This window comes from Natronosporangium hydrolyticum (genome assembly GCF_016925615.1).
GTDB lineage: Bacteria > Actinomycetota > Actinomycetes > Mycobacteriales > Micromonosporaceae > Natronosporangium > Natronosporangium hydrolyticum.
In genome coordinates, this window is sequence record NZ_CP070499.1 from 5,107,168 (window position 1) to 5,133,743 (window position 26,576).

Here is a 26,576-nt window from a genome sequence, read left to right on the forward strand (position 1 = left end):
GAAAACTCCAACTTCCAGGTCGATCTCTTCCGCCACCGTTCGCTGGGTCCGGGTGAGCGCCCGAAGGTATGTCCGTGCGTCACTGCCGGCGGTCAGTGCATCGAAGGGCTGGAGCTCTCCACCCTCGGATTGCCGCTCACGGCTTCACCTGGTCACCTGACTGTTGTAGACGAGGTTCTGCGCTTCATCGAAGTGCGACAGATCGATTTGGTGCTGACGCGCTACGAGTCCGCGGACGTCTTCAAGCGCCATCAGATAGGTCAGCACGTCGTCGCTGGAAAGGAGGTCATGGTAAGAGATGAGCTGGTTTTCAGGATGCAATGTCTGAACGGCCGGGTCCTCCATGTCAAGCATGCCTGCCCCGCTGGCCGACCAGGTCAGCAAGTAGTGGCGGTCCGCCTGCTGCCCGCTAAGTGGGGTCCTGGCACTCTCCGCTTCGGAGATGGGATCGTCAGTGTACGAGCGACACGCCAGGAACTCGCCCCTTCCAAGCGTCTCCTCGATGGCCGCCTGGATCATCCCGTCCTCGTTACTGGAGACGAATCTTCCGCCGGGAATTCCCGCCTCGATTCCGCCAGCTCCGGATATCCTCGCGTCGACCTCGAACGCGACCTCGATACCGCACCCTCGGCGCCGTTCAGCCACCACAATCGCCCTTGATCGGTTCTCGCCGACTCCCACCATGGATTCCAATGCCCAATGATAGTCAGCGATGCTAAGGTGCCCATCCAATAGGCCAAGGTGTCGCAGCATCTGCCTGTGTCGGGGTAGATCCTCGTTCCGCAATGTCCCTGCAAGCAACTCGCGCTGGTAGTCTACAGCGGCGGCTCGGAAACGCGCCGCCGTTACATCACCAGAGCCGGCGAGGAACTCAAGGAAGCCTTGGCGGTCTGAGCCAGACAGGTGGATACCCACCATCCCAGTGGTGATAGCAGGATACTGGTCCTCGACAACCATGGACACAGACTCTGGGATCGTCGCCTGCCCAAAAGCGTCCATCCATACAATCGCGAGATCTACAAGAAGGTCAACCGTGCTTTGCGGAAGCGGTTCTCGGTAGCGGTTACCCTCCTCTGCCACCTGTTGCATGACCCGAATGGTCGCTGCCGCTGCTTGCTCTCCGTCTTTCTGGCGGTCCAGGCCAATGACAGCCTGGTCGATAGCGAGTTCGCGCGGATCGTCCTCCTCGGTCGTCCAGAAACAGCCGCCAGAGACGAGAAGGATGGTCAGCAGCGCCACCGCGACGGTTGGGCCGGATCTTATGCCGCTAGCCATAGACGCGGTCTCCGTCCCGGTCCGATGTCCAGCTTCCATTATGAATCCGGTCACGCTCTTGGTCGTACATGTTTGCGTCCAGGCCCGCCTGGTTTGCTCCGCTGTCTTGGGCGTCCTCTAGCTCCATTAGATGCTGCAGGATATTCTCGTTGTTAAGAAGTTCTTGGTAGGTCTTCAAATTCCCATCAGGGCCGTACAAGGACTGGATCGACGGATCGTCGCGGTCCAAAAGGCCCGCACGGTCATAGGCCACAACCATCAAGTAGTTTCGCTGCGATAGTGCACTTAGACGGTCGTCATTGTATGCGTGATCCTTCGCTTGCTCCAGATTGCTCCGTCCCTGCTCATCCTCTGAGGGGAAAAGCTCATCGATCGCGGAACTCACCAACGGATCCGCCACGCTGGCGAGCAGCATACTGATTCCACCGCTCTTCACGCTGCCAGCGGCCCCGACCGCACTTAACGCCACCTCGGCGGCCAGGGCAACGCCACCCGCGCGGCGGGCATCCACGGCTGCCATCGTCTCCGTGACGTCCCGGTGGGCACTCTGCTCCATAACGACGTTGAAGTCCGCAGCGCTGATTGCGCCGTCAAGCCGGCCGATATGTCTCAGCACCGATTCCACTGATTGCGTCCCCGGGTCTGTCAGAGCTGTGACCAACAGCTCCTCAGAGTAGACGACGGAGGCAGCCCGGAACCTTGCCGCCTGCCCCTCGCCACTTGCGGCGATGAACTCCAGAAAGCCGTCGCGGTCGTCAGCTGACAGGTAGATGCCCGCCTGCGAATCCCGAGAGAGAACATCGGGTGACATACCAGCAGCCGAATCGGTACGAGGATGGCTGTCGTGACCGAAGGTGTCCATCCAGACGATGCCGACATCGATGACCGCGTCCTCCAAGCCCTCGGTCATCGTAAACAGGTAGTGGCTCCGACGCCCGCCGACTTCCTGCATCACCTTCATCGCCGCCTCGGCCTGTGCCACCCCATCCGGGGTACGGGCAGTGCCGCTGCCAAGGATGTCGATGGCACCCTGATCGTCGTACCAGCGTGCACCAAGGAGGCGCGGGAGGAGGTCATCGTCATCGTCATCGCCGATCAGCATGGTGGTGGCGACATCCTGGTTGCGGGCTACCAGCGACAACATGGTGCTGGCGCCGGAGTCGTCGCTGACCGCGTTGAGCAGGACCTGGTAGGGCTCATCCATGCCCAGCACCAACCGGGGGCGCATGACGATCAATCCTTGCTGCTCAATCGCCGCCAGCTCCTCCTTGACCCGCAATGCGGACTCACCCAAGGCTAGGGTGAACTCGTCGCCACCGAGCACCGTGGTACGCGAAAGCAAGCTGGCGAACCCGTTGTACTGATCCAGGCCGGCCACAGTGAAGGACCCGAGGTCCGGGCTAAAGCCGACCGGCAGGCCGAATTCGTCCACCGGCGCCCCGGTCACCGGGTCCATCCCGCCGATGTGGATCGTAACGAGATCCTGAATTGCGCGCGGCATCTTGGCCAGGTCGTCGGTCCCCCCGAGCTGCGGGTTCGAAAGATTCATGATGCCGTCAGCGACCGGAGCGAGGAATCGGTCGCGGTTCTCGGCCAGCCTGGTCTCGGCCACAGATCCGTACGGGTCAGCGGGGAGCCCGGCCATCTCCGCATAGGTGGCTTGAGTTACGTAGTCGTCGAGCGCGGCCAGGTTGTCCGCGCCCACGCCGTCGTACCAGGCGTGAAGGTAGGTCCGTTGCGCCGGGGATAGGCTGTCTCCCGCAGCGAGTTGGGTATTGATCCCAGCCAGCCGTTGGCTGCCGCTGCCGATCAGCGCCAGCCCGGCCGACCCAGCGACCAGGCCGAGGCCCCTCTCCACGTGCCAAGCGTCGTACCTCGCCAGCGCTTTCACGACCCGCTTGTCCGCAGCGCTCAGCTCTCCGGGAAGCAGTAACGCGGCGCTGAGGAGTTCGGCTTCGGCGGGGTGGTCCTTCAGCCAGGCGAAGAGTTCGTCCTCGGTCATAGCGTCGACATCAGGCAGCCGACCGCTCCTGAGAAGGTTCCGGTATAGCAGTTCGGGATCGGTCTTGCTGAAATCGACGCTGCCGAACACTACCGGCGCAGCGATCGGCAAGGCGCCAGCCTGGAAAAGCATCAGCACCGAATCCTCGTCGTCGGGACCGGCCGCAAGCATTCGGGCGACCCTGTCGGCGATGTCATCGAGCGTCGATTCGAGTCGGCTGACGCGATCGGTCTCCAGCTCAAGCCACAGCTGGCGCCGCGCGTGCGACAGCTCGGCCGCGTGTGCTTCCTCGTACGCCCGCGTGAACCCGTCTGGCGGCGTTGGCGGGTCATAGCTGACGCCGAAGTCACTCGCCTGGGCGTCCCGCCAGCGTTGATTCAACCCTTCGATGCCCTGGTCATAGTCGTGGATGGCGTCGCCGAACCAGCGTATTGCGCCACCCGCGAAGACCGCAGATGCCAACCAGCGCCGGACTCGGTCGTGGATGGGCCGCTCGGCAGCCACCATCGGGACTGCTAGGAGGCCCGCCACGCCCTGCTGGGCTGGCTGGTGGGCGCCGCTCACATCGTCTCCGAGCCGCTCCACATCCCCCCCGGTTTGGGAAACCGCTTCCGCGACCAACCACACCTGGAAGGCAGAGACTGGGTAGGGATCGAACTCGCCAGCGACGCCGCCGCTACGGCCACCTTCCCGGATCGCCGTCACACCCTTACCCCCAGGTCACTACAGACACATCGTACCCGACTGACGCTACACTTTGTAGTGCCATGATCGCCGCTAGCTGAGGAGTCTGATGACTGACGAAGTAGGTGTCGAACCCGACCACGTCTACACCGCGGGGCAGCATGTGGCGAGATTCGCCACGGACGCGAGCGGACTGGCGGGCCTGTACGCGTCACGGCTGGACACGGCCGCCGCCACGGTCCACCATCAGACCGTGGCGATCGCGGTGGGCCGGTATCGAGAACAGTGGCGCCCGTTCGCCCGGGACATCGCCGACGATGTGGACGCGCTAGGCCAAAACACCAGCAGCGTCGCAGTGGTGATCACCGAGGCGGATCACGACGCTTCCGCGTTGCTCGCCCAGTCAACGGCGACCGCAGACAGCCAGCAGTCGGTATTGACTCGGCCGATCAGCTCACATTCCGCCGCGATCTAGCAGCCCGGAGAGTCCGCCAGCGGGAACGTCGCCACGGGGTCGCGGCGTACGCGACCAGGCCGACGCTGAGGAGAGCGACGCTGACCACCAGGCTTGGTAGGTCGGCGATCGGCCGGGCACTGAACTCCCACCATCGGTACTGCTCCCCGTGCAACCCCCAGTACCAGAGCACCACCGCCACGGTCACCGGCAACGTCCAGGCCAGCCGCCAGCCGAGGACCGCGCCAGCGAGCAGGGCCAGTCCTAACCAGCCCAGCCACGAACGCGCCATCATCCCGACCACCGACACGGGCACCGCCAGCGCCGAGAGCCCAAGGTAGATAGCGGCCCCGGCGAGACTGAGCACGGCCAGGTAGGTCCGCTGGGCGGCCCGCAGCCGGCTGGTCGCGACCTCCTCCAGATCGGCCAGTGGGCTGGCCAACGCGAGGACCGGCAGCACCGCTGCGGCCAGCGCGAGCAGCCGCCAGATCGGGATCGTCGCCCTGCCCTGCTCGATCGCGGCGGGCAGCGGCGCCTCGATCAGTCCGAGCCAGGCGGTGAGCCCGCCGAGAACGATCACCCCGACAAGCGTCGCCCGGGCCGGTCTCGGAACCGCGAACAGTCGTGCCGGGTGACGCTTCACGGACTCGTCAGCGCTCCGAGCAGTAACGGCCACGAAGCTCGTGCACCTCCGCTTCGGCCCACTCGAACTGGTCAGCAAGCGAATCCCAGCCGGCGACTTCGCGCCCAGCTGTCCAAGCCGCCTGTATCTCGGCGGGGGCGTTGGTCTGGTAGTCCGGGGTGTCCTGATCCGCAAGATAGGTCTCCAGCCAGGCCTCGACCGCCCCGAGCCGGTGCCGGTCTCTCGGCGTGAGCTGCCGCCAGTTGCACTCCTCGACATCCTGGTACGCAAAGGTCGACGCCGCGATCGCAATACTGATCGTGCTGGCGTAGGACCAGGGACTACCTTCCGCGATGAAGAAGGTAGGGGCAGAGTCACCCTCGGAGATCGGCGGTTCACCGCCGCCCGAGTAGGGGGTCTGCTCGAGCCCGATCTCATTGATGCGTGGCGGTGGCACGATGGCGTCGGGAAGCAGGTCGATCCTCGCGCTGACCTCCCCCAGCTGCGGCAGGTACTTCTCGTGCTCGGGCCAGACGCAGATCGTTGTCGCTCCTTCGATGCAGGTGGCTCGGTCGCCCGGCGGCTGCCTCGCGGCTACGGCGTCGGTGAGGACCAGTCCGGCGAGCAGCGGCATGACCACGGGAACCAGCACCAGGCTTCGCCGCCGATACTGCCGCGGCGCGCCGGAACCGGGCAGCCACAGCATGACCAGCAGCAGCACCAGGATTGCGGCCAGTCGCCACGCCAACGACAGCGGATCGACGACGACATCGGGGCGGCCGCTGGCCACGACGAACTCCGCCGAGGCGTCCAGCAACCCGATCAGCAGGAGGAAACCCAGCGCGGCCGTGAGCGCGGCAAAGACCGGCGCGAACAGCTTGCCACAGAGCCAGCCCATCGCCACCGACATCAGCAGCACGAATAGGCCGAGGACGAGGTACCCCAACCAGAGGTGTACGCCCGGCGGAAATGTCCGGGCGGTCATCGCGAACGCGACCGCCTGACCGAGCAGGTACGGGATCAGAATGATGGTCAGGGTGGCGCCCAACTGGTGGGCCTCGGCGCGGGTCGGTCGGACCCGCGCCGACGACAACTGTTCCCGCAACCCCTGTCGCGCCGGCGCGCTGGCCGCCCACGCCGCCGCACCGGCCCCGACCACACCCAGCAGGTACGCGGGCACCTGCGCTGCGGCGCCGGTTTCGGGCCAGACTCCGATCCAGTGCCGGTTACGCAGGAACAACACCGCCAGATCCAAGACGATCAGGACGGGGAGCGCGAGCCGGATCGGCGAATTACGGAGATGCAGCCACCACGCGCTCACAGCAGCTGCTCCTCGGCCGGAAGCAGATGCATATACGCCCGCTCCAGTCTGGAGTGGCCGGGCAGCCCCTCCTCGCCCAGCGCCTCCAGGTCGGCCACGGTGCCGTCGAACTTGGGTGATCCTTGATGCAACACGATCACTCGGTCGCAGATCGCCCCGACGTCATCGATCAGATGGGTGCTGAGGACCACGACGGTGTCGCGCAGCTCAGAAACAATCTTGCGAAACTGGAGCCGTTGCCGTGGGTCCAGACCCACGGTCGGTTCATCCAGTAGCACCAACGAGGGTCGTCCCACAATCGCCCAGGCGATCCCGGCGCGTTGCCGCATGCCGCCGGAGAGGCTCCGCATCTTCGACCGGCGACGATCGGTCAGGTCGACCAACTGCAGCGCCTCCGCGACGCGGTCAGGCCACGCAGTAGCAGGGACCCCGCGCAGCCAAGCGGCGTAGGTCACGAAGTCGGCCACCGTCATCCGCGGGTCGAAGCCGAAGTCCTGCGGCAGATAGCCGATCCGATCACGAACATCACGAGCGGACTTCTCCCCGGTGACCTGGATGTCGTCGACGTAGATCCGGCCATTCCGGGGAGGCTTGATCGTCGCCAGCGTACGAAGCAGGGTTGTCTTGCCCGCGCCGTTAGGACCCAGCAAAGCCGTGACGCCCGGCCGCAGCGTCAGGCTTACCGCTTCGAGGACGGTTGACCTGCCGTATCCCTGCGCTACCGAGTCAAGCACCACACCCAATTGATCATCCACTCCGAGACTTACCCAGTCACTGCTTACGGAGAAACTACAACCCGTACCGCTTCGATCGCGGTCGTCCCCTTACGCGGGGAGCCTGCGGAAAGGTTGCGGCGGCTTGCATCAAACCGCGGCGGCGGAGCCGTCGATCGGGCGGCTCAAGACCGACGCCTGCCCCGCCGCGGCTCCAGACTGTTGGTGCAGCAGCTCGGCCGACACACCATCGCTGTCGGCGACCACCACCCCAGCCGATGTGGTCACCACCCCGAGATCAGCGACCCGTTGACCGACGCGTGCGGCCACCGGCACCACCCGCTCCGCCAAGACGTCCAACGCCGCCGAGATGTGGGTGCTGCGGACCGCATTGTCGGTGTGGCCAACATGCATCCGGATCCGGGTGCTCCAGGTCTGCCAAGCGCCAGCGGTGTCGGTGGTCTGCTGACCGGCGCGCATCACCGCGTCCGGGTAGACCTCCAGATAGCTCGGACTCTCCATCGATCCTCCACTCGGCTCACGAGTCGGGCACATCGGTCAGGTCGTGGTTAGCCCACTCTTTGCACTCCCGGTCCGGCCCGGTATTCGGCTCCGGATAATCGTCACCGGCGTACGGTCGCTCATGCGACACCTTCCAACGCTCCCCCAGTTCCGGCACTAGCTCCGGGACGAGGCTATACACGACCAGCAGCGCTCGATGTTCCCGAAACATCTCGACGCCACCACCTTGACTCTCCCGGCCATAGTAACCGCGATCAAAACAAAGAGTGACCGTTGCAGGCTGCTCCATTGCATCGACATCCAGCACTCGAATCCACTGCGGCCCCACCCATGGATCGGGATTCGGGTCGTCCGACACCCCAGCGTGATGTCCCGCCATCTCCGACGCCCAGTCATCGGTCGCCAACACCCACAACAACGCCAAGTCTTCAGTTGACCGCGGGACCGGCGCATAGGTGAGCTTGTGTACTAGCGACTCCCACTGCTGCACAACGGTGACCAACGCAATCTCCTGATCCGCCTCCGCCAACTCCACGTTTTCCCAGACGAGCGGCCGATCCGACACCCCGGCCAGCGGTAGATCCGCCAAGGCCGACTCGTAGTCAATCTCCACCTCAGGCGTCGATGTGGCGGTAGGCGGCGGTTCAGCAACGGTCGGTTCCTCTCCAACACAAGCCAAGACCGCGGCTGCGGAGATCAGGAGAACGATTGCGAACCTAGTTTGTTGGACAGGTGAAGTCATCTCAGCACCCGCCTAATGGCCACAGCATATCCTGCTTCCTATTACTTACTCGCGATGTAGTTGCCCAGATCCGTCTTTGTCCGATTGAAGGCGCTCTCGTAATCCTTCTCGGCTGCGTTTCTCATACTATTGACATAGTGGGACCCTTCATTGGTTCGATAGCGCGACCAGGCCCGATACTCTTCGCTGTCACGGTCATTGATCCAATCTTCGAACGGTTTGAGCTGACCCTGCTCGTCCACGAGTTCCACTTGTGCGTATTCGGGGAGTTCGGCCGGGTCTAGGTTGCGATAGGCGGAGGCTTCTGCCTGGTCCTTCAGCCGCTCCCGGCTCAACTCACGGAGGGTCGCCTGGTCGTGGGTAGCGTTGCCCGTGTAATCTGCCTGTCGCGACTCCTCACTCTGATCAAGCATCTCCTGCGCCACGTAGCCTACCGTGCCCGGCATTCCGAGATCCTCAGCGAGCGCGACACCCGCACCCGCCAACACGTACCTGTTACGCAGAGATTGGTTAAACTCCTCAGAGTCCGCGTTGTACTGATCCTCGATCTCAGTCCCCGCCCCGTAGTCCAGGGCACCGTAAACTTTGGCGGAGGGGTAGATGGCGTTGGCCTCGGCGGCCGCCTGAGCAGCCAGGCCTTCGTGGCCTGCGCCGCCCGACAGGTAGTAATCGTAGAGCGAGACAACGTAGATTTCCTCGGCCAGCATGATGGTGTCCCGCGCTTCGGCATTCTTTCCCATCTCTGCCAGCGTAACCATCAGGTCGCCAGCCGGTAGTCGAAGCTGCTGGTCGCCCGGTAGGTCCGGATGGCGTTCATCATGGTCACCCAGCGCCCAGTGCACGTCGTCGATATAGCCTGCAATGACTCTGCCGACGTAAGGGCGGAGCGCGTCCGGCACAATCTCCGCCTGCGCGAACCCCAGTGCCTGGTTGCCGATCTCGTCGCCCTGTCCGCTCGGATCGTTCGGGTACCCCTTGACCTCTTCATCGTTCGCGACCGCGTACACGATCGACTCGACGATCCGGTACGAACGCTCGTCCGGCGGATAGAGCTGCTCGAACTCCCCGGTGGGATGCCGCACGACGCTGACGCCGGCGGCATGTTCCAGCACTCGACCGAACTGCTGCAGCCCTGCCTCCTGCGACCCCCATTCTCGGTCAGTCACGAGGTAGTCGACCCTGGGCAGAAACTCGACCCCGTCTTCTGACGTCTCCGTCCGCCCTGCGAGCGCTGCCCGGGCGCCGTAGGGGTTGTCTTCGAAGGCGTCCATGAGGTTGAGAATCGGGTCGTGGCCATACCACCGATGGGTCAGGTCCGAGTCACCGGTGAGCGACAGATCCATCGGGACCAGCTCCGGCGGGTTCCCGACGTAGAGTCGGGGCCAGTTGTCTCGTCCTCCGATCTCCATCTCGAAGTCGAGCATGTCGCCACCGATAATCTCCAGGAACCGCTCGTCGTAGCTGCCTTGGCTCAGCAGTGGGCCGAGACCCTGGTATCCGTAGATCTCGGGCTCGCCGTGGATGGGGACCGGGTAGAGCTGGCGGCCGGCCTCGGTCAACTGCGTGATCCACTCCGGAGGTAGCTCGAACTCGGCCGGTTGATACACCCGACCGCCCTGGTACGGATCGCTGACATACTCCCCGCGCTCGGTGGTGGCGGTGGCCAGCGCCGTGCCCAGGCCAGCTTGAATCCTCGCCAGCGCCTCGTGGTCGTACTGGTCCGCCAACCCGATCACCGCGACGTTGGTTTCGATCACGCCTTCGGGGCCTAGCCCAAGCGCCAGCAGGTAAGCGAACTCCTCGTTGTCAGCGTACTCGTCCAACAGGTCGGCGAGCTGCTCCAGCTCCGCATCCGTGGGGTTGTTGTCCGGGTCCCGCAGCAGGCCGGCGATCCGTTCTGCCTCGCTGGCCGCCGCGGTCACCTCCCACCGGGCGGCGAAGAACTCCGCCATCGGCCCCGCCGGCAGCACGCCCAGCTCCTTCGCGAGCGCCAGCCCGTCGAGCGTCGGGCCGTGCCGGAGCATCGCGGCGACCTCACGTTCCCCTTCATCAATGTGAAGATCGTGAGCCTCGTGCCATTGCTGGCGTAGCCCAGATAGGAGGTGCGAGTGTTTCCAGGCACGCTCGCTCTCCAGGTCGACCGTGGGGTAGTCGTCGTCAACACCGGGATATCGCTGACGGATGAACTGCTCCACCTGGCTTGGGATCCGCCCCTGCTCCTCGAGCAGCTCATCGGCGCGACGATTGAAGGACCTTACGTGGTCCGCCCAGATCCCCAGCGGGACTGCCGCCCACGCGACCTGCGTCGCCACTTCAGCAGCGTCCTTACGGACCCCGACGGGCGCCGCCTGGAGTTCCGGCGCTGCGACGCCGTCCCAGGAGGCCACCGCCGGTTCGAACGCCCGGTCGGTCACGGTCTGGTGGTCGCCGGACTCCTCGGCTAACCCTACGAACGTGTCAGCACGATTGTCGATGCTCTCCGGAACCGCCGGGTGCCGCTCGAATGGGCCAATCCTCACTGAACACGCCTCCCTGCCTCCCCATCTGTACCTACTTTGGATGCCAGTTGAGCGCAAGCGCCGCTACTCGGTGTAGCGCCCCGGGCCGCGCCGATCATGAGCGTGGTGACCGACACGCCGGCGTGTCGGTCACCACGCTCATGATCGGCGCGGCATAGGGATTCGGGTCAGCGGAGGAAGACGGCGGCGTTGTGGGCGAGGTCGAGCACCGGGCCGGGCGCGACGCCGAGCACCACGATCGCGGCCACCCCGATCGCCAGCGCCGAGCCGGTCAAGATCCCCGGCTTGGCCACTGTGGAGGTCGACTCGGTCGGCTCCGAGAGCCACATCATCACCACCACCCGCAGGTACGGGAAGGCGATGATCAGGCTGCTCAGCACGCCGGCGATCACCAGCCACGCTTCACCGGCCGCCAGCGCCGCGCTGAAGACCGCGAACTTCGCGGTGAAGCCGGCAGTGAGCGGGATCCCGGCGAGCGCCAGCATCACCAGCGTGAAGGCTCCCGCGATCAGCGGCGAGTTGCGGCCCAGACCGGCCCAGCGGGCCAGATACGGAGTCTCCCCATCCTTGTCGCGTACCAGGGTGATCACGGCGAATGCCGCGAGCACCGCGAAGCCGTACGCCACCAGGTAGAACATGGTGGCGGAGGCGCCGGCGCGGCCTACCGCCAGGACTCCGACCAGCACATAGCCGGCGTTGGCGATCCAGGAGTAGGCGAGCAGCCGCTTGATGTCGGTCTGGGTGACCGCGAGGATGGCGCCGAGCATCATGGTGAGCACCGCGATTACGCCGATGATCGGCAGCCACTCCCAGGCCAGCTGTTCGAAGGCCACATAGGTCACCCGCAGCAGCGCGCCGAAGGCGGCGACCTTGGTGCCGGCGGCCATGAACGCCACGATCGGGGTGGGGGCGCCCTGGTAGACGTCCGGGGTCCAGACGTGGAACGGGGCGGCGGCGGCCTTGAAGAGCAGCCCCATCACGATCAGCGCCAGGGCGGCGAAGACCAGGCCCGGGTGGTACGGCGACTCGCCGATCGCGGCGTGGATGTCGGCGAAGTCGACCGAGCCGGCGAAGCCGTAGGCCAGCGCCACCCCGAACAGGAAGAACGCCGACGCGTACGCGCCGAGCAGGAAGTACTTGACCGCGGCTTCCTGCGAGATCAACCGCTGCCGGCGGGCGAGCGCGCACATCAGGTAGAGCGGGAGGGAGAGCACCTCCAGCGCGATGAACATGGTGAGCAGGTCATTGGCGGAGATGAACAGCGCCATGCCGCCGAGCGAGAAGAGGGTCAGCGGGTAGACCTCGGTGGCGCTCAGGGCGGTGAGCTGTTTGGTGTCGGCCCGGGAGCCGACGGGGATCGCGGCCTGGGCCACGAAGGCACCTTGCCGTTCGACTCGACGTTCCCCGATCAGCAGCAGTGCCACGAACGCGAAGACGAAGAGCGCACCCTGCATGAACAGGGCCGGCCCGTCGACGGTGACCGAGCCGCCGGCGGTGATCACGGCGGTGCCGGCGAGCCGGATCACCATGACCAACGCGACCAGCACGGCGACCAGCGAGAGCCCCAGCTGGATCGGGTGGCGGTACTGCCGGGGGACCAGCGCCTCGACCAGTACGCCGACGCAGGCTGCGCCGAAGAGGATCAACAGTGGCGAGATCGCCAGGTAGTCGATCGACGGCAACGTGAAGTCAGGCACGGTGATCCGATTCCTCTCGCACGATCATGAGGTTGGGGGCGAGATCGGGCGGCGACCATGTACCTAAGTCCATGATCGGCCGTTCGGTGGGGGTCATGGTTGGGCCTCCGGGGCGTCGGCCGGTTCGGAGACCTCGACATGGGTCAGCGTCGCCTCCACCGCGGGGGTGATCACGTCGGTCAGCGGCTTCGGATAGAAACCGAAGAAGATGATCAGCACGATCATCGGCGCGACCACGACCTTCTCGCGGAGGCTCAGGTCGCGCTTCATCTCCGGCATCGACGTCAACTTCGGGTTGACCGGCCCATGCGTGGTGCGCTGGATCATCCACAGCACGTACGCGGCGGCGAGGATGATCCCGAGCGTCGAGATCACCGCCACCGGCGCGTTGACCGCGAACGCCCCGATCAGCACCAGGAACTCGGAGATGAACGGCGCCAACCCGGGCAGCGATAGCGAGGCCATGCCGGCGAAGAGCAGCACCCCGGCGAGCACCGGCACCAGCTTCCCGGCGCCCCCGAAGTCGCTGATCAGCGACGAGCCGCGGCGGGAGACCAGCATCCCCACCACCAGGAAGAGCAGCCCGGTGGCGAGCCCGTGGTTGACCATGTAGAGCACCGCGCCGGTGCCGGCCTGGCTGGTGAAGACGAAGATGCCGACCCCGATAAATCCGAAGTGGGCGATCGAGGTGTACGCCACCAGCCGCTTCAGGTCGTTCTGGCCGATCGCCAACAACGCGGCATAGAGAATGCCGATCACCGCCAACGCCAGCACGTACGGGGCGAACCACAGGGTCGCCTCCGGGAAGAGCGGCAGGCTGTAGCGCAGGATGCCGAAGGTGGCGACCTTGTCCAGCACGCCGACCAGCAGCACCGCCACGCCGGCCGGCGCCGCCCCACCGGCGTCGGGCAGCCAGGTGTGGAACGGGAAGAACGGCGCCTTGATCGCGAAGGCGAGGAAGAAGCCGAGGAACAGCCAGCGCTCCGTCCCGGTGGACATGTCGATCTGGGTCAGCGACTGCCAGTCCAGCGTGCCGCCGCCGACCACCCAGAGGCCGACCACCGCCGCCAGCATGAACAACCCGCCGACCAGCGCGTAGATGAAGAACTTCACCGCCGCGTACTGCCGACGGGCGCCTCCGTAGGCGCCGATCAGGAAGTACATCGGCACCAGCATGACCTCGAAGAAGACGTAGAAGAGGAACACGTCGGCGGCGGCGAAGACACCGATCATGGTGCCCTGCAGGGCCAGAATCAACGCGAAGAAGGCCGGCACCGACCGGCGCATGTTGGGCCGCTCGGCATCGTGCCAGGAGGCGAGGATCACCAGCGGCACCAGCACCGCGATCAGCGCCAGCATCACCAGCGCGATGCCGTCGGCGGCGAAGGTGAAGTTCACCCCCCAGTGCGGGATCCACGGATACGACTCGCGCAGCTGGAAGGTGTCCCCGGTGGGCTGGAACGCAACCCAGGTCGCGCCGGCCAGCACCAGCACCCCGAGCGACCAGATCAGCGCGACCCGCTTGGCCAGCTCCGGCCGGCTGCGCGGCAGCAGCGCCACCACCGCCGCGCCGACCAGCGGCGCCGCGGTCAGCACGGACAGGTACGGGAAGTCGCTCACTGGAACCAGCCTCCTTGGACCGCCACGAAGGCGCCGACGATCAGGACCGCACCGAGCAGCAGCGCGGTCGCGTAGGACCGCACGAAGCCGGTCTGCATCCGGCGCAGCCGCGCCGACGCCCCGCCGACCGCCGCGGCGACTCCGTTGACCAGTCCGTCCACCCCGCGGTTGTCCACGAAGACCAGTGCGCGGGTCAGCCACCGGCCGGGTATCTCGAAGAGCGCCACGTTGACCGCGTCGGTGTAGAGGTTGGCGCGGGCCGCGGTGACGAGCGGCCCGGCCGGCTGCTCAGCCAGCTCGGTGCCGTTGCGGAACAGTGCCCAGGCTCCGAGCGCTCCGATCGCGATCACCGCGATCGCCAGCGCGGTGACCTGGAAGTGGCTCAGCGGCCCGTGCCCGACCGGCTCGTCGCCGAAGACCGGGGTCAGCCAGGTGACCACCGGGGTGGCCATCAGGCCACCGGCGGCGACGGTGCCGACCGCCAGCGCGATCAGCGGGATGGTCATCACCTTCGGCGACTCGTGTGGATGCTGCCCCTCGGTCCACCGCTTCGGGCCGTGGAAGGTGAGCACGAAGAGCCGGGTCATGTAGAAGGCGGTGACCCCGGCGCCGAGCAGCGCGGCGCCGCCGAAGAGCCAACCGGTCCAGCCGGGCCGGTCGAAGGCGGCGAGGATGATCGGGTCCTTGGTGAAGAAGCCGGAGAGCGGCGGGATGCCGATGATCGCCAGCCAGGCCAGGCCGAAGGTGGCCCAGGTGATCGGCATGAACCGCCACAGCCCGCCGAACCGGCGGATGTTCGTCTGGTCCTGCATGCCGTGCATCACCGAGCCGGCCCCGAGGAAGAGCCCGGCCTTGAAGAAGCCGTGCGCCAGCAGGTGGATGATCCCCAGCGCGTAGGCGGCGCCGCCGAGCCCAACCGCAAGGAACATGTAGCCGATCTGGCTCACCGTCGACCAGGCCAGCACCCGCTTGATGTCGTCCTTGGCGCAGCCAATGATCGCCCCGATCACCAGCGTCAACGCCCCGATGCTGACGACCACGGTCTGCAGGGTCAGGTTCGCCGAGAAGATGACGTGCGAGCGGGCGATCAGGTAGACCCCGGCGGTGACCATGGTCGCCGCGTGGATCAGCGCCGAGACCGGGGTGGGGCCCTCCATCGCGTCCGGCAACCACGCCTGTAGCGGGAACTGGCCGGACTTGCCGCAGGCGCCGAAGAGCAGCAGCAGCCCGAGGATCAGCACGGTGGTGCCGGTCAGCCCGGCGACCCCTTCAAAGACGCCGTCGAACTGCACCGTCCCCAGCTGCGCGAACATCATGAAGATCGCGATCAGGAAGGCGGCGTCGCCGACCCGGTTCATCAGGAACGCCTTCTTGCCGGCGGTGGTCGCCGCCGACCGGCTGTACCAGAAGGAGATCAGCAGGTACGAGGCGAGGCCGACGCCCTCCCAGCCGAGGAAGAGCATCACGTAGTTGTTGCCCAGCACCAGCAGCAGCATCGCCGCGACGAAGAGGTTGAAGTAGCCGAAGAAGCGCCGCCGGGCACTGGCCGGCGGCTCGTCGCGTTGGTCGGGGGGTTGTTCGCTGAGGTAGCCGACCGCGTAGACGTGGATGAGGAAACCCACGCCGGTGATCAGCAGCACGAACACCGCCGAGAGCGGGTCGAAGAGCAGGCCGAAGTCGACCTGCAGGTCACCGACGGCGATGAACTGCCACAGGTGGTTCTCCACCGCCCGGGCCTCCAACCCGGCGAGCTGGATGAACATCCCCAGCCCGAGCAGGAAGGCGACCGCCACGCTGGCGCAGCCGAGCAGGTGTCCCCAACGATCGGCCCGCCGGCCGGCGAGCAGCAGCACGGCGGCGCTGGCGGCGGGGATGGCCACCAGCAACCAGAGAACGCTCAGCAGCCCGGTGGGCTCCGATAGCTCGATCATCTATCCAGCCTCAGTACTTCAGGAGATTGGCGTCATCGACGCTGGCGGAGCGTCGCGTACGGAAGATCAACATGATGATGGCGAGTCCAACCACAACCTCCGCCGCCGCGACCACCATCACGAAGAACGCCATCACCTGGCCGTTCAGGTCACCGTGCATCCGCGCGAAGGTGACCAGCGCGAGATTGCCGGCGTTGAGCATCAGCTCGATGCACATGAACAGCACGATCGCGTTGCGTCGCACCAGGACGCCGACCGCACCGATGGTGAACAGCAGCGCGGAGAGCGCGAGATAGTGCTCTGGCCCGGGCGCCATTATCTCTCCGTTTCCTTGTTGGCGGCCTCGCCAGCGGTCAACTCACGTGCCGGGAGGATCGGCGAGACGCTGCCCTCGGCGGCGGTGCCGTCCGGCAGCTTCGCGGGCGTGGTGTTCGAGGAGGACGTCGCGAAGACCCCCGGCCCTGGGCCCGGGCCGGGGTAGTTACCGGGTGCGAACCGGGCCCGCATCCGCTCCGGCTGCCGCTGCTTCTCGGCCGGGTCCCGGCTGATGTGGGTCAGCATCAACGCCCCGACCGCGGCCACGATCAGCAACGCGCCGGTGGCCTCGAAGGCGAGCACCCAGCGGGAGAAGAGCAGGTTCGCCAGCCCTTCCACGTTGCCGCCGTGCAGCTCGTTGGCCTCGGCCAGCCCCACTGAGGGGGTGCCCTCCAGCCACCGGTAGGTGCCGGCGGCCAACAGCGCCGCCAGGCCGAGCCCGAGCACTCCGGCCGCCACCCGCTGGCCCCGGATCAGCTCGATCAGCGAATCCCCCGAGTCCCGGCCGACCAGCATCAGCACGAACAGGAACAACATCATGATCGCGCCGGTGTAGACGATCACCTGCACCAACCCCAGGAACGGGGCCTGCTGCACCACGAAGAAGACCCCCAGCGACAGCATGGTCAGAACCAGCCACATCGCCGAGTGGACCGCGTTACGGGCCAGCACCATGCCGATCGCGCCGATCACCGCGATCGGCGCGAGCAGCCAGAAGGTCCAGGCCTCGCCGGCGCTGACAGTCTCCTGCGCCAGCATCATCGCGCCGGTCATGCGCGCCCCTCCCGGGTCGGGTCGACGCCGAAGGTCTCGACGTGCTCGGCGCCGGCGCTGGTGCCCGGGTTGGTCAGCGACCCGAGGTAGTAGTCCTGCTCGGTCTCACCGAGCTGCATCGGGTGCGGCGGCTGCTCCATCCCCGGCAGCAGCGGCGCCAGCAGCTGCTCTTTGGTGAAGATCAGCGAGCGCCGGTCGTCGCTGGCCAGCTCGAACTCGTTACTCATGGTCAGCGACCGGGTCGGGCAGGCCTCTAGACACAGCCCGCAGAAGATGCAGCGGGCATAGTTGATCTGGTAGGTCTTGGCGTACCGCTCACCGGGGGAGTAACGCGCCTCGTCGGTGTTGTCCGCGCCCTCCACGTAGATCGCGTCCGCCGGGCAGGCCCATGCGCACAGTTCGCAGCCGATGCACTTCTCCAACCCGTCCGGGTGCCGGTTCAGGATGTGCCGGCCGTGGTACCGCGGCGCGACCGGATCCGGCCGCTTCGGGTACTCGGTGGTCACCGTCTTCCGGAACAGGTGCGAGAAGGTGACCCCGAAACCCTTGACGGAGTCGAGGATCTCACCCACGTCCCTCATCTCCTTCCGTGCGGACCTCGTCCGCCTCGGCGTCGATGGTGTCCACTGCGGCCTCCCGTTTGCCGGCGACCTCGCGGCGCGCCCGGGGACTCGGTGGCACCTGCAGGTCCATCGGCGGCACCGGGAAGCTGCCCGGTGGCTTCGCCGCCACCTGCTCCTCCGGCGTCGGCCGGGCCGGTGGCTTGCGCTGTGGCCAGAACAGCACCGCCGCGCCGAGCAGCACGATCAGCCCGATGATCAGGCCCCACCGCTGACCGGAGGTCAGGTCGCCGGTCTGGATGACCCGGACTGCGCCGAGCACCACCACCCAGCCCAGCGCCGCCGGGATCAGCAGCTTCCAGCCCAGCTTCATGAACTGGTCGTAGCGCATCCGGGGCAGGGTGCCGCGGAGCCACACGAAGACGAAGAGCATGATCACGACCTTGGCTGTGAACCACAGCAGCGGCCACCAGCCTTCGTTGGCGCCTTCCCAGAACTCGGTGATCGGCCACGGAGCCCGCCAACCGCCGAAGAACAAGGTCACGATCACCGACGAGGCGACCACCATGTGGACGTACTCGGCGAGCATGAACAAGCCAAAGCGCAGTGTGGAGTATTCGGTCATGAACCCGGCGACCAGCTCCGACTCCGCCTCCGGCAGGTCGAACGGCGCCCGGTTGGTCTCCCCGACCATCGAGATGAAGAAGATCACCAGGGTGGGCAGCAACAGGATCGCGTACCAGCCCGGCAGGGTGATGTTCCAGTCGCCGACCGGCAGCTCCGGATTGTTGGCCTGGGCGTTGACGATCTCCGAGGTGCTCATGGTGCCGGCCAGGATGAAGACGGTCACGAACGACAGCCCCAGCGACACCTCGTACGAGATCAGCTGTGCCGAGGCCCGGATCCCGCCGAGCAGCGGGTACGGCGAGCCGGAGGCCCAGCCGCCCAGCACCACCCCGTAGACCGAGACCGCGGAGACCGCCAGCAGCACCAGCACCGCCACCGACACGTCGGTGACCTGCAACGGCGTCTGCTCACCGAAGATCGACACCATCGGCCCGAACGGGATCACCGCCAGCGCGGTCAGCGCCATCACCATCGAGATCGCGGGGGCGACCAGATAGAGCAGCTTGTCGGCGCCGCGGGGGGTGATGTCCTCCTTGAACGCCATCTTCAGACCGTCGGCCAGGGTCTGCAGCAGCCCGAACGGACCGGCCTGGTTGGGGCCGGGCCGCGACTGCATCCGGGCCACCACCCGCCGTTCGAACCACACCCCCAGCAGGGTCATGACCAGCCCGAAGACGAACGCACCGAGCACCTTGATGGCGACGATCCACCACACGTCCTGGCCGAAGTCGGCCAGCGTCGGCCCCTGCGCGAGGGTCGGTGCGTGGGCGAGGGACGAGATCACTGGACGCCTCCTGCCACAGTGACATCCACCAGCGCCCCGGCGGTCACGCCGAGAGTACGGCGGACCGTGGCGCCCGGTGAGTTGGTGGGCAGCCACACCACCTGCCCGACCAGGTCGTCGACGACCTCGGCCGGCAGGGTGACGGCTCCGAGCGAGGTGCCGACCGTGACCGGATCACCGTCGCCCACCCCCAGCTTCGCGGCGAACTCCTTGCCGATCCGGGCCACCGCTGGCCGGGCGGTGCCGGCGAGCGGCTCCTCGTCGACCAGCATCGAGCCCTCGTCGATCAGCTGATGCCAGCTGGCGAGCACCGCCTGCCCGGCCTCCGGGACCGGCGGCGAGCCGGCCGCCACCCGCGGCGGCGCCGGCTGCGGCGCCTCGGTCACCGGCAGCGAGGTCAGCTCCCGCCGGATCGCCTCGACCTCACCGCAGCCGAGCGTGACCCCCAGCTGGCTGGCGATCGCGTCCAGGATCCGGGCGTCGGTCATGGTGCCCGGGTCGAGCACCTTCCCGAATGGGCGCAGCCGGCCCTCCCAGTTCAGGTAGGCCCCGGCCTTCTCCACTGCGGCCGCCACCGGCAGCACCACATCGGCGTGCCGGGTCACCGCCGAGTGCCGCAGCTCCAGCGAGACCAGGAACGGCACCTCGGCCAGCGCCCGCTCGGCGCCGCGGACATCGGCCAGGTCGGCCGGGTCCACCCCGCCGACCACCAGCGCGCCCAGCTGGCCCACCACCACCGCTTCGAGGATCGCGCCGGTGTCCCGGCCCGGGTCGCTGGCCAGGTCGCGGGCGAAGTCGGTGCCCCAGACATCGGCGAGCTCGGCGCGTGCCCGGGCGTCGTCGACCGGCCGGCCACCGGGCAGCAGGCCGGGCAGGCACCCGACCTCGACCGCACCGCGCTCACCGGCCCGGCGCGGCACCCAGGCCAACCGGGCACCGGTGCGCTCGGCGACCGCCGCCGCGGCGGACAAGCCACCGGGGCTGGTGGCGAGCCGCTCCCCGACCAAGAGCACCGCCCCCGGCTGCGACAGCGCCTCGGCCAGCCGGTCGTCTTCGGCCAGCAGCTGCGCCTCCTCGCCCGGAACACACCGGATCAGCCGGGCCGCGAGCTTGTCGAAACCGCGGCTGCGGAACGGCGCGAGCGCGTAGATCGGCAACTGCCGGGTCCGTAGACCCTTACGCAGCCGCAAGAACAGGATCGGGCACTCTTCCTCCGGCTCCAACCCGGCGAGCACCACCGCCGGGGCGGCCTCCACCTCCGCGTACGTCGGGCTGTGCTGGCCGGCGACGTTCGCCGCCAGGAACTGTGCCTCCTCGGCCGAGAGCGGCCGGGCCCGGAAGTCGATGTCGTTGCTGCGCAGCGCGGTCCGGGCAAACTTGCTGTACGCGTAGGCGTCCTCGACGGTGAGCCGGCCGCCGGGCAGCACCCCGACGCCGCGGCCGGCGTCCCGGGCGGCCCGCAGCCCGTCGGCGGCGACCGCCAGCGCCTCGCTCCAGGCGGCGACCCGCAGCTCGCCGGTCTCGGCGTCGCGCACCAGCGGCTCGGTGATCCGGTCGGTGGCGGTGACGTACCGGAAGCCGAACCGGCCCTTGTCGCAGTCCCACTCTTCGTTGACCGCCGGGTCGTCGCCGGCGAGCCGGCGCATCACCTTGCCCCGCCGATGGTCGGTGCGCTGGGCGCAGCCGGCCGAGCAGTGCTCGCACACGCTCGGGGTGGAGACCAGGTCGAACGGCCGCGACCGGAACCGGTACTTGCTGCTGGTGAGCGCGCCGACCGGACAGATCTGGATGGTGTTGCCGGAGAAGTAGGACTGGAACGGCTCGTCGCCGAGGTCGCTGTGGGTGCCCTGCTCGTCGGCGGGCTCACCACCGAACATGGTGTCCCGGTAGACGTTGACCTGCTCGTCGGCGCTGCGGTCCATCAGCTCGATGAACGGGTCGCCGGCGATGATCTCCGAGAACCGGGTGCAGCGGGCGCACTGGACGCAGCGCTCACGGTCGAGCAGCACCTCGGTGGAGAGGTTGATCGGCTTCGGGTAGGTCCGCTTGATGTCGTGGAACCGGGTCTCGGCCCGGCCGGTGGACATCGCCTGATTCTGCAGCGGGCACTCGCCGCCCTTGTCGCAGACCGGGCAGTCGAGCGGGTGGTTGATCAGGAGGAACTCCATGATCCCCTCCTGCGCCTTGCGGGCCACCTCGGAGGTGAGGTGCGTCCGCACCACCATCCCCTCGCCGACCGGCGTGGTGCAGGAGGTCACCGGCTTACGCTGACCTTCCACATCGACCAGACACTGCCGACAGGCCCCGGCCGGCGGCAGCAACGGATGGTCGCAGAACCGGGGGATCGCGATCCCCAGCTGCTCCGCGACCCGGATCAACAGCGCGCCCTTCGGGGCGGTGACCTCGACACCGTCGATGGTCAGGGTCACCTCGTCGGTCTGCTTCGCCACATCTGCCATTAGTGAGCTCCAACCAGCTCGGACGGCGGCTTCAGGATCGGCGGCTTACGCCCCTCGATGTAGTCCAGGTAGTCCTGCTTGAAGAACTTGATCGACGAAGTCACCGGGCTGGTGGCACCGTCACCGAGCGCGCAGAACGACCGGCCCAACAGGTTGTCGCAGGCGTCGAGCAGCGTATCCAGGTCTTCGTGGGTGCCCTCACCCGCGAGGATGCGCCGCAGCACCTGCTTCATCCAGTAGTTGCCCTCCCGGCACGGGGTGCACTTGCCACACGACTCGTGGTGGTAGAACTCGATCCACCGGTAGGTCGCATAGACCGGGCAATCCTGGTCGGAGAAGACCTGCACCGCGGTGGTGCCCAACATGGTGCCGGCCGACATCATCCCCTCGAAGTCCATCGGCACATCGAGGTGCTCGTCGGTGAGCAGCGGCGTGGACGAACCGCCGGGAGTCCAGTAACGCAACTGGTGACCCGGGAGCATCCCGCCGGCCAGCTCCAACAACTCCCGCAGGGTGATGCCGAGCCCACACTCGTACTGGCCGGGCTGGTTCACCCGACCCGAGATCGAGTAGATCTTCGGACCGGGGGACTTCTCTGTCCCCATGGTCCGGAACCACTCCGCGCCCCCGAGCACCAGGTACGGGACGCTGGCGATGGTCTCGACGTTGTTGACCACGGTGGGGCTGGCGTACAGCCCGTGGGTGGCCGGGAACGGCGGCCGCAACCGCGGCTGCCCCCGGAACCCCTCCAACGAGTCCAGCAGCGCCGTCTCCTCGCCGCAGATGTAGGCGCCGGCACCGCTGTGCACGACCAGGTCCAGGGCGAAGCCGGAGCCGAGGATGTCCTCCCCGAGCAGACCGGCCTCATACGCCTCGGCCACCGCGTGCCGCAGCCGCCGGGCGGCGTGCACCGCCTCGCCGCGGACGTAGATGAAGGCGCGGCTGGCCCGGATCGCGTAGCTGGCGATGATCACGCCCTCGATCAGCGAGTGCGGATCCGCCATCATCAGCGGCAGGTCCTTGCAGGTACCCGGCTCGCCCTCGTCGGCGTTCACCACCAGATAGTGCGGCTTGTCGTCGCCCTGCGGGATGAACCCCCACTTCAGCCCGGTGGGGAACCCGGCGCCGCCGCGCCCCCGCAGGCCGGAGTCCTTGACCAGCTGGATCAGATCGTCCGGCGCCACCGACAGCGCCTTCCGCAGCGCGGCGTAGCCGTCCAGCTGCTGGTAGACATCGAGCCGCCAAGCATCCGGTGACAGCCACCGCTTGGTCAGCACCGGCGTCAGCTTAGCCAACGCCGCTGGCGACGGTGCGGTCATCGCGATCTCCTCTGGTTGTCCTTGCCCTTGGGCGCGGTCTCCGGGTGCTTACCCGGGTCCTGCAGGTCCGCCGGTGGGGCCTCGCCGGCCGGCTTCCGGTCGGCCGCCGGCTCCTTGGCGGTCGGCGGCGGCTCGTGGCCGGGTTGGGCCGGGGTGTCGGCCGGCGGCGCGATCGGGGTGTCCGGGTCGAACCCGGCGACCGCGATGCCGTGCCGCTCGGCGAGCCGCGCCCCCGCCAGGGTCGGCTCCCCGGCCGACCCCTCGGCCAACGCCCCCTCCCGCTCGTCGGCGAACCCGGCGAGCTGCAGCGACATCTCCTTCAGCGTGCACAGCGGCGCGCCGCGGGAAGGCTCCGGCCGCTCCCCACGCCGCAACGCCCCCACGATCTGGAGGGCGTCGCTGGCCTGGGTCTGGTCGAAAAACTCGTAGTTGACCGTCATCACCGGCGCGTAGTCGCAGGCGGCCAGGCACTCGGCGTGCTCCAGCGTGATCGTGCCGTCCGGAGTGGTCTCGTCGTGCCCCACCCCCAGCTGCTCCTTGAGCGTCTCAAAGGTCCGGTCGCCGCCGAGCACCCCACACATGGTGTTGGTGCAGACACTGACCAGCCAATCCCCGGTGGGGCGGCGCTTATACATCGTGTAGAAGCTCGCCACCGCGGCGACCTGCGCCTTGGTCAACCCCAGCTGCTCGGCGCAGAAGGCGATGCCGTCCGGCGTAACCTGCCCCTGCTCGGCCTGGACCAGGTGCAGCAGCGGCAGCAACGCCGAACGCTCCCGGCCGGCCGGATAGCGGGCGATCACCTCGGTCGCCCGCCGCCGGGTCTCCTCACTGAACTGGGTCATCGGTCGCAACCCCCCATCACCGGGTCCAACGAGGCCCCGCCGGCGATCACATCGGAGATCAGGCCGCCCTCCGCCATCGCCGGAATGCACTGCAGATTGACGAAGCTCGGCTCCCGGAAGTGCACCCGGTACGGGCGGGTGCCGCCATCGGAGACCGCGTGCACCCCGAGCTCCCCGCGCGGGCTCTCCAACTGCACGTACACCTGGCCCGGTGGCACCCGGAAGCCCTCGGTGACCAGCTTGAAGTGGTGGATCAGCGCCTCCATCGACTGGCCCATGATGTTGGCGACGTGGCCGAGCGAGTTACCGAGCCCGTCGTTGCCCACCGCCAGCTGCGCCGGCCAGGCGATCTTCTTGTCGGCGACCATCACCGGCCCGGGCTCCAACCGGTCCAGGCACTGCTGGACGATCTTCATCGACTCGCGCATCTCGGCCATCCGCACCTCGTACCGGGCGTAGACATCGCCCTCGTCCCGGGTCGGCACCTCGAAGTCGTAGGTCTCGTAGCCGCAGTAGGGCATGGTCTTGCGCAGGTCCCAGCCGAGCCCGGCGCTGCGCAGCACCGGCCCGGTCACGCCCAGCGCCAGGCAGGCGGTGACGTCGAGTTCGGCCACCCCGACGGTGCGGGAACGCCAGATCGGGTTGCCGGAGAGCATCGCCTCATACTCGTCCAGCCGCTTGGTCAGGTACGGGATCAGCTCCCGGGTGGCCCGGACCGCCTCGTCGGGGAAGTCCTGTGCCAACCCGCCCGGGCGGATGTAGGCCATGTTCATCCGCAGCCCGGAGGCCATCTCGAAGATGTCGAGGACCTTTTCCCGATCCCGGAACCCGTAGGTCATGATCGACAGAGCGCCGAGCTCCATCCCGGTGGTGGCGATCCACACCAGGTGCGACGAGATCCGGTTCAGCTCCATCATCAGCACCCGGATCACGTTCGCCCGATCCGGGATCTGGTCGGTGATCCCCAGCAGCTTCTCCACCGCCAGGCAGTAACCGGCCTCGTTGATGATCGGCGAAAGGTAGTCCATCCGGGTCACGAACGTGGTGCCCTGGGTCCAGGTGCGGTACTCGAGGTTCTTCTCGATGCCGGTGTGCAGGTAACCGACGACCAGCCGGATGTCGGTGACCGTCTCCCCCTCCAGCTCCAACACCAGCCGCAGCACCCCGTGCGTCGACGGGTGCTGCGGACCCATGTTGATGATGATCCGCTCGTCGTAGACCGGATCCCGGTCCGCGAGCGCCTCCTCCCAGTCGCCACCGGTAACGGTGAAGACCTTCCTGCCCTCGTCGGTCTCATGGACCGGGGCGTAGCCGGCGCCGCTCACTGGTAAGACCTCCGCTTGTCCGGCGGCGGAATCTCCGCCCCCTTGTACTCGACCGGGATGCCGCCCAGCGGGTAATCCTTCCGCTGCGGGTGACCATCCCAGTCGTCGGGCATCAGGACCCGGGTCAACGCCGGGTGGCCCTCGAAGACGATCCCGAACATGTCGTACGCCTCCCGCTCCTGCCAGTCGGCGGTCGGGTAGACCGAGGTGACGCTCGGCAGCCGGGGCGCCTCCGCGGAGACCGCGCACTCCAACCGGATCCGCCGCCGGTAGGTCATCGACGTCAGGTGGTAGACCGCGTGCAACCGCCGCCCCTCCGGGTCGTCCAGATAGTCCACACCGGAGACGCTGCTGCACAGCTCGAACCGCAGCGCCGCATCGTCACGCAGCACCTGGCACACCTCGGCGATCCGCTCCGGCTTGATGTAGAGCGTCAACTCGCCGCGGTCCACCACCACCCGCTCGATCGCCTCATGAAACAGCGGGTAGGCCTCTTCCAGCGCATCCGCGGCCTCATCGAACCACTCGCCGTACGGGCGGGAGGCGCTCTCCGGCGCCACCTTACGCCGCGCCAGCCCCCCGAACCCGGAGGTGTCCCCGGAGCCGGCGACCCCGAACATCCCCCGGCCGGAACGGCCCCGCGGCGGCATCTCCGCCGGCGCCCCGATACTCGCGCCCACCGGCGGCGCCGCCACCGGCACCCCGCCGCCCGGCTCGTCGCTCGGAGTCTTCCGGGTCGGTGTGTCGTCCTCGTGGGTCTCGTCGCTCATCGTGCGCCACCCCCCGTCACCCGCTCGGCCGCAACCTCTTCCCGACGGACCCGGTGCCGCTCCATCCAGTCCGAGATCCGCAGCTGCTCCTCCCGGCCCTCCAGCACCGCCCGCTGCCACTGCGCCCGGCGCTGCTTGTCCGCGTACCAGCTGGAGGGGGTGGTGCCCGGTTTGATCGCCGGCCCGCGGCCGGCCGCGGCCTCCTCCGCCAACTGCTCCCGCCGCCGCTCGTTGAGCGGCTCGTGCATGATCTTCTCCCGCAGCCGAAGAATCGCATCGATCAGCATCTCCGGCCGCGGCGGGCACCCGGGCAGGTACATGTCGACCGGCACCACATGGTCCACACCCTGCACGATCGCGTAGTTGTTGAACATCCCGCCGGAGGTGGCGCAGACCCCCATCGACAGCACCCACTTCGGGTCAGCCATCTGGTCGTAGATCTGCCGCAGCACCGGCGCCATCTTCTGGGAAACCCGGCCCGCCACGATCATCAGATCCGCCTGCCGAGGGCTGGCCCGGAACACCTCCATGCCCCACCGCCCCAGGTCGTACCGGGGTGCGCCGGTGGTCATCATCTCGATCGCGCAGCACGCCAAGCCGAAGGTCGCCGGCCACATGCTGGTCTTCCGGGTCCAGTTGACCAGCTTCTCGACGCTGGTCAACAAGATGCCGTTGGGGAGCTTCTCTTCGATACCCATC

The 26,576-nt window shown here is 67.5% G+C and carries 22 protein-coding genes; 1 reads left to right on the plus strand and 21 read right to left on the minus strand.

Going from position 1 to position 26,576, the window contains the following annotated elements:
• Positions 1 to 144: 144 nt before the first annotated feature.
• Together JQS43_RS23080 and JQS43_RS23085 are read right to left on the minus strand one after the other, a co-directional pair.
• Positions 145 to 1,239 carry a hypothetical protein gene (locus JQS43_RS23080; RefSeq protein ID WP_239676457.1) on the minus strand — a complete coding sequence of 365 codons (1,095 nt, stop codon included), beginning with the start codon at positions 1,237 to 1,239 and terminating at the stop codon, positions 145 to 147.
• A gap of 28 nt (positions 1,240 to 1,267) precedes the next feature.
• On the minus strand, positions 1,268 to 3,982 hold the full coding sequence (locus JQS43_RS23085; RefSeq protein ID WP_239676458.1) for a TPR repeat domain-containing protein: 2,715 nt from the start codon (positions 3,980 to 3,982) through the stop codon (positions 1,268 to 1,270).
• Between the two features lie 88 nt (positions 3,983 to 4,070).
• On the opposite strand from JQS43_RS23085, the gene JQS43_RS23090 reads away from it, so the two are divergent.
• Complete coding sequence (locus JQS43_RS23090; protein ID WP_239676459.1) at positions 4,071 to 4,436, plus strand: hypothetical protein; 366 nt, start codon at positions 4,071 to 4,073, stop codon at positions 4,434 to 4,436.
• Here JQS43_RS23090 and JQS43_RS23095 read toward each other — a convergent pair.
• The 19 genes from JQS43_RS23095 to JQS43_RS23185 all read right to left on the minus strand — a co-directional run bounded on the left by JQS43_RS23095 (position 4,411) and on the right by JQS43_RS23185 (position 26,575).
• Positions 4,411 to 4,995, minus strand: a complete 585-nt coding sequence (locus JQS43_RS23095; RefSeq protein ID WP_239676460.1) for a hypothetical protein — start codon at positions 4,993 to 4,995, stop codon at positions 4,411 to 4,413. The genes JQS43_RS23090 and JQS43_RS23095 overlap by 26 nt on opposite strands.
• A gap of 70 nt (positions 4,996 to 5,065) precedes the next feature.
• Positions 5,066 to 6,358 (minus strand): hypothetical protein, encoded by a 1,293-nt coding sequence (locus JQS43_RS23100; protein ID WP_239676461.1) that lies wholly within the window; start codon positions 6,356 to 6,358, stop codon positions 5,066 to 5,068.
• The gene (locus JQS43_RS23105) at positions 6,355 to 7,095 is read right to left on the minus strand and encodes an ATP-binding cassette domain-containing protein (RefSeq protein WP_239676462.1); all 741 of its coding nucleotides are present in this window, start codon (positions 7,093 to 7,095) and stop codon (positions 6,355 to 6,357) included. Before JQS43_RS23105 ends, JQS43_RS23100 begins: the two co-directional genes overlap by 4 nt.
• Before the next feature lie 126 nt (positions 7,096 to 7,221).
• Positions 7,222 to 7,593, minus strand: coding sequence for a hypothetical protein (locus tag JQS43_RS23110; RefSeq protein WP_239676463.1), 372 nt, complete (start codon positions 7,591 to 7,593; stop codon positions 7,222 to 7,224).
• 16 nt (positions 7,594 to 7,609) lie between these two features.
• A complete protein-coding gene (locus tag JQS43_RS23115) occupies positions 7,610 to 8,206 on the minus strand; it encodes a hypothetical protein (RefSeq protein ID WP_239676464.1) in 597 nt (198 codons plus the stop codon).
• Between the two features lie 170 nt (positions 8,207 to 8,376).
• Positions 8,377 to 10,854, minus strand: a complete 2,478-nt coding sequence (locus JQS43_RS23120) for a hypothetical protein (RefSeq protein WP_239676465.1) — start codon at positions 10,852 to 10,854, stop codon at positions 8,377 to 8,379.
• A 167-nt stretch (positions 10,855 to 11,021) separates the two neighbouring features.
• Positions 11,022 to 12,551, minus strand: a complete 1,530-nt coding sequence (gene nuoN, locus JQS43_RS23125; RefSeq protein ID WP_239676466.1) for an NADH-quinone oxidoreductase subunit NuoN — start codon at positions 12,549 to 12,551, stop codon at positions 11,022 to 11,024.
• Positions 12,552 to 12,644: 93 nt separating this feature from the next.
• Positions 12,645 to 14,171, minus strand: a complete 1,527-nt coding sequence (locus JQS43_RS23130; RefSeq protein WP_239676467.1) for an NADH-quinone oxidoreductase subunit M — start codon at positions 14,169 to 14,171, stop codon at positions 12,645 to 12,647.
• On the minus strand, positions 14,168 to 16,102 hold the full coding sequence (gene nuoL, locus JQS43_RS23135; RefSeq protein ID WP_239676468.1) for an NADH-quinone oxidoreductase subunit L: 1,935 nt from the start codon (positions 16,100 to 16,102) through the stop codon (positions 14,168 to 14,170). Before nuoL ends, JQS43_RS23130 begins: the two co-directional genes overlap by 4 nt.
• Before the next feature lie 10 nt (positions 16,103 to 16,112).
• Entirely contained in the window at positions 16,113 to 16,418 is a 306-nt protein-coding gene (gene nuoK, locus JQS43_RS23140; RefSeq protein ID WP_239676469.1) for an NADH-quinone oxidoreductase subunit NuoK, read from the minus strand.
• Positions 16,418 to 17,191 (minus strand): NADH-quinone oxidoreductase subunit J, encoded by a 774-nt coding sequence (locus JQS43_RS23145; protein ID WP_239676470.1) that lies wholly within the window; start codon positions 17,189 to 17,191, stop codon positions 16,418 to 16,420. The genes nuoK and JQS43_RS23145 overlap by 1 nt, the downstream gene beginning before the upstream one ends.
• A complete protein-coding gene (nuoI, locus tag JQS43_RS23150; RefSeq protein WP_420847616.1) occupies positions 17,188 to 17,772 on the minus strand; it encodes an NADH-quinone oxidoreductase subunit NuoI in 585 nt (194 codons plus the stop codon). Before nuoI ends, JQS43_RS23145 begins: the two co-directional genes overlap by 4 nt.
• Positions 17,756 to 19,159 carry an NADH-quinone oxidoreductase subunit NuoH gene (gene nuoH / locus JQS43_RS23155; protein WP_239679550.1) on the minus strand — a complete coding sequence of 468 codons (1,404 nt, stop codon included), beginning with the start codon at positions 19,157 to 19,159 and terminating at the stop codon, positions 17,756 to 17,758. Before nuoH ends, nuoI begins: the two co-directional genes overlap by 17 nt.
• Positions 19,159 to 21,621 carry an NADH-quinone oxidoreductase subunit G gene (locus JQS43_RS23160; RefSeq protein WP_239676471.1) on the minus strand — a complete coding sequence of 821 codons (2,463 nt, stop codon included), beginning with the start codon at positions 21,619 to 21,621 and terminating at the stop codon, positions 19,159 to 19,161. Before JQS43_RS23160 ends, nuoH begins: the two co-directional genes overlap by 1 nt.
• Positions 21,621 to 22,940: an NADH-quinone oxidoreductase subunit NuoF gene (gene nuoF / locus JQS43_RS23165; RefSeq protein WP_239676472.1), complete on the minus strand. Its 1,320-nt coding sequence runs from the start codon at positions 22,938 to 22,940 to the stop codon at positions 21,621 to 21,623. The genes JQS43_RS23160 and nuoF overlap by 1 nt, the downstream gene beginning before the upstream one ends.
• The gene (gene nuoE / locus JQS43_RS23170) at positions 22,937 to 23,782 is read right to left on the minus strand and encodes an NADH-quinone oxidoreductase subunit NuoE (protein WP_239676473.1); all 846 of its coding nucleotides are present in this window, start codon (positions 23,780 to 23,782) and stop codon (positions 22,937 to 22,939) included. The genes nuoF and nuoE overlap by 4 nt, the downstream gene beginning before the upstream one ends.
• On the minus strand, positions 23,779 to 25,107 hold the full coding sequence (locus JQS43_RS23175) for an NADH-quinone oxidoreductase subunit D (protein ID WP_239676474.1): 1,329 nt from the start codon (positions 25,105 to 25,107) through the stop codon (positions 23,779 to 23,781). Before JQS43_RS23175 ends, nuoE begins: the two co-directional genes overlap by 4 nt.
• Positions 25,104 to 25,757: an NADH-quinone oxidoreductase subunit C gene (locus JQS43_RS23180; protein ID WP_239679551.1), complete on the minus strand. Its 654-nt coding sequence runs from the start codon at positions 25,755 to 25,757 to the stop codon at positions 25,104 to 25,106. The genes JQS43_RS23175 and JQS43_RS23180 overlap by 4 nt, the downstream gene beginning before the upstream one ends.
• 116 nt (positions 25,758 to 25,873) lie before the next feature.
• Complete coding sequence (locus JQS43_RS23185; RefSeq protein WP_239676475.1) at positions 25,874 to 26,575, minus strand: NuoB/complex I 20 kDa subunit family protein; 702 nt, start codon at positions 26,573 to 26,575, stop codon at positions 25,874 to 25,876.
• Between the last annotated feature and the right edge of the window lies 1 nt (position 26,576).

Bases quoted from the DNA above. Each gene is read 5' to 3' on its own strand.
- JQS43_RS23160 (WP_239676471.1), bottom strand. From the start codon at position 21,621: ATGGCAGATGTGGCGAAGCAGACCGACGAGGTGACCCTGACCATCGAC.
- JQS43_RS23090 (WP_239676459.1), top strand. From the start codon at position 4,071: ATGACTGACGAAGTAGGTGTCGAACCCGACCACGTCTACACCGCGGGG.
- nuoE (WP_239676473.1), bottom strand. From the start codon at position 23,782: ATGACCCAGTTCAGTGAGGAGACCCGGCGGCGGGCGACCGAGGTGATC.
- nuoK (WP_239676469.1), bottom strand. From the start codon at position 16,418: ATGGCGCCCGGGCCAGAGCACTATCTCGCGCTCTCCGCGCTGCTGTTC.
- nuoF (WP_239676472.1), bottom strand. From the start codon at position 22,940: ATGACCGCACCGTCGCCAGCGGCGTTGGCTAAGCTGACGCCGGTGCTG.
- JQS43_RS23185 (WP_239676475.1), bottom strand. From the start codon at position 26,575: ATGGGTATCGAAGAGAAGCTCCCCAACGGCATCTTGTTGACCAGCGTC.
- nuoI (WP_420847616.1), bottom strand. From the start codon at position 17,772: ATGAGGGACGTGGGTGAGATCCTCGACTCCGTCAAGGGTTTCGGGGTC.
- JQS43_RS23145 (WP_239676470.1), bottom strand. From the start codon at position 17,191: ATGACCGGCGCGATGATGCTGGCGCAGGAGACTGTCAGCGCCGGCGAG.
- JQS43_RS23110 (WP_239676463.1), bottom strand. From the start codon at position 7,593: ATGGAGAGTCCGAGCTATCTGGAGGTCTACCCGGACGCGGTGATGCGC.
- nuoL (WP_239676468.1), bottom strand. From the start codon at position 16,102: ATGATCGAGCTATCGGAGCCCACCGGGCTGCTGAGCGTTCTCTGGTTG.
- JQS43_RS23180 (WP_239679551.1), bottom strand. From the start codon at position 25,757: ATGCCGCCGCGGGGCCGTTCCGGCCGGGGGATGTTCGGGGTCGCCGGC.